This is a genomic window from Cecembia lonarensis LW9, from assembly GCF_000298295.1.
GTDB lineage: Bacteria > Bacteroidota > Bacteroidia > Cytophagales > Cyclobacteriaceae > Cecembia > Cecembia lonarensis.
Window position 1 is genome coordinate 1 of record NZ_AMGM01000164.1, and the last position, 3,010, is coordinate 3,010.

The window sequence follows — 3,010 nt, forward strand, 5'->3', positions numbered from 1 at the left end:
GTGGTTACACTCGCCTCTTCCTCTCCAGTTTGATCGCTATTGACAAAAGCAGTATTCACAATGTCGGTTCCTGCATCGATCATGGCTTGCGTCACTTCAAATGAAGCATTATACACCCATGTTTCATCTGTATCTAGCGCATTATTGCCATTGCTATCACCGGACACAAGAGCTAAAGGTGAATTCCCATCAGTCAATGGATCGGTAACCACTACACCGGTCAATGGGAAGTTTCCAGGGTTAGAAACCCTAATAGTATAATTTAAAGTAGTTGGCACATCAATTTCAGTAAGATTAGCCTCTTTACTGATTTCTACCCTACAATCATTGATGGTCAAGGTAACTGCTGTTCTTGATAATGAAGCACAACCATCATCTGTAACAGCTTCTGCATAATACGTTTTGCTGCCAATTTGATTCCAAGTAGGCGTTACTTCGCTGCCTCCCTCTGCTACATCATACCACCTATAGGTAATACCTGTGACAGCCGTGATGGCATCTCTGGCATCTAAGGTTTGAATAGTCTCTAATGCACATTCGGTAATATTGCCACTGGATTCAGGAGCAGCAGGAGCCTCATTAACTACCACTACCACTGGCAAGATGACAAAACAACCTGCTCCTGAGGTAGCTTTAATATAATATGTTCCCGATTGGGCTACAGCATTAGGGTCATTTAAAACCTCTGTAGCTGCTTCATTGGTAAAATATTCCAAAGTGTTAAAACCGGAAGAACCTGATGTCACTGCTGCAGCTGTTAAATCGACTGTACCGGGCTCACATACTGGGGCAGGGTTTGTAATGCTTAAGACTGGAAGTGGATTCACAATGATGCTTACCTGCACGCGCTCACTTTCACATTCCCCATCTTTAATCTGACTTACCCAAACTGAAAAAGTTCCTGCTCCACTGTTATCTGTATTCACCACCGGAACAGTTCCCAACGGATCAGGAGAAGTTTCCGAGTCATAAAAAATCAAGGAATAGCCAGCATCTGCAGTTACATCATAACCTCTAGGACCTGAACCTACACAATACTGAGGAGTTTCACCTATAGTTAAAGGTGGTGCTGCTTCTGGTCTGGTAATTACAAAAGTCCGCTCTCTTATACAACCCCTGTCGTCTTCGACGTTTAATGTGTATGTACCCTCTACCAAACCAGTCAAATCTTCATTATTCTCCTGGCCAGATGGAATAATACCACCATCGGTTGCCGTCCATAGGTAGGTGAAAGTTCCATCACCCCCTGAAACGGTCAAATCGATTGCCCCAGCAGCACTTACTGAGCAATCGTCGTTTGTTACAACTCCTTCTAAAGAAATAGGGTTATTCACCTCAACTTGTTTCGTGATAGTTCTTTCAAATAAACCATCTCTAGCTGTTAAAGTGACAGTGTATGTTCCTGCTGTTGTGTAAGTATGTGTTGGATTTACCTGTGTACTCGTGTTTCCATCTCCAAAATTCCAGGTAAAATTATACCCAGCTACTTCACCACCTGTTGTTAAATTCTCAAAGCTTACAGATAAATTTTCGCAATTGGTTTCAAAATCAAAATTGGCTACCAATGGAGTGTTAACTACAAAAGAAATTTCCGGAAAAGAACATTGAGAATTTCCTGCAGAAGTAGGACAGGATTTGTTATTAGGTTGAGCATTTCCTTGCTGCCAGGTTATGTATATATTTTCAACTTCTAACTTATCTCCAAAATTCCAAGTGAAGTCCGCAATTTTAAAAACATCCCCATCAACAATGTTTCTTGTTGTTCCGTTAGGGTTTTCTACAACAACGCAATTTGCTATTGTCTGAGATTTCACACCATTAGTAAAAACATCAAATTGAATATGGGGATTGTACCCATTTCCACTTACAGCCCATTTTGCCCATATTTCTCCAACTATCGGTTCCCCGATTTCCAAACCATCGAGTGATAAGGGATCAAAAGGGTCTCCATTGGAATCTCTGAACTCATATTCAACAACTCTCAAGTTCTGCTGAGGACAATTAGGATTGCCTACTACAAATGGATCTGTTGATGTAATAATCTGGGCATTACTTGCTAAAGCAGCAAGCATCATTGACAAAATAATCAATAACGATTTAATATACGTCTTCATAGCCTATTTGATTTAATTAAAACCATCGCTGGTTTTAAGTGATTTACCTGTGGAATGGAATTTCCGGAAGGATTTATCTCCGAGGAAAAAATAATCGCCCCAAATTCCGGAGTAGTAGATGCAGAAAAAGCCTTCAAGGAAATCCATTGAAGACCAACCAATCGCAAAACATTGACAAACCAGGCATGTAAGTCTGCCAAACTTAAGTGTAGATCTCGTAACATATTCAGTCTATTTAAAAATCCAATCGATCCTTCAATCCTGGTTTTTTACAGCATATTTGGATTCGAAATTATTAATTTGCTGTAAATATACATTTTTTTGCTTTTCAAATTCAAACAAATCAATAATTATTTTTAATTAAAATCTTTTTTGTGTATTTAAAATACTTTTTTTTAATGTTTAAATAATTTCCTAGGGCTGGAAACAATGATCTATCATACTAAATCTTTCAAAAAACAATTACATATATCGGGGCCTGAATTATAAAGTAACCAGAAAAGCCTTTTTAGAGCCTGCGCTTCAACGGAAGCATTTAACTTCAAACAATCGGTTCCTTTAAAAATGTTAACCTAATAAAATGTAGTTTTTGTAGCTGCTGTAAAAATGGAGTTTTTTTTCATTTCTTACAAATTTTTTATATGTTTTTTTTATTTATTCAAAATTTTATTCTACAAAGTAATTTTTTATGGGGATGAAATACAAAATATCTTATTTTTTGTATTTGGCATGTATAGCTTAAATTCTACCAAATATTGGTGCTTAAAATTCAGAATAGGGCTAAAGCATTACTTCCCTTTTATCAAAAGCAATTATTACCCTGGAGGATTTTACAGAAAATGGGTCTTATCTTAAATTGACAGGACCCATTTTTCAAGCAGCGATTCTGGTATTTA

At 37.6% G+C, this 3,010-nt stretch carries 2 protein-coding genes; both read right to left on the reverse strand.

Translation table 11 applies throughout. The annotated features are described in order from the left end of the window. The coding region (locus tag B879_RS20505) for an Ig-like domain-containing protein (RefSeq protein WP_157231767.1) at positions 1-2,114 on the reverse strand (2,114 nt) is incomplete at its 3' end. Beyond that, positions 2,111-2,338: a hypothetical protein gene (locus tag B879_RS22255; protein ID WP_009187145.1), complete on the reverse strand. Its 228-nt coding sequence runs from the start codon at positions 2,336-2,338 to the stop codon at positions 2,111-2,113. The genes B879_RS22255 and B879_RS20505, both read right to left, overlap by 4 nt. Positions 2,339-3,010: the final 672 nt, after the last annotated feature.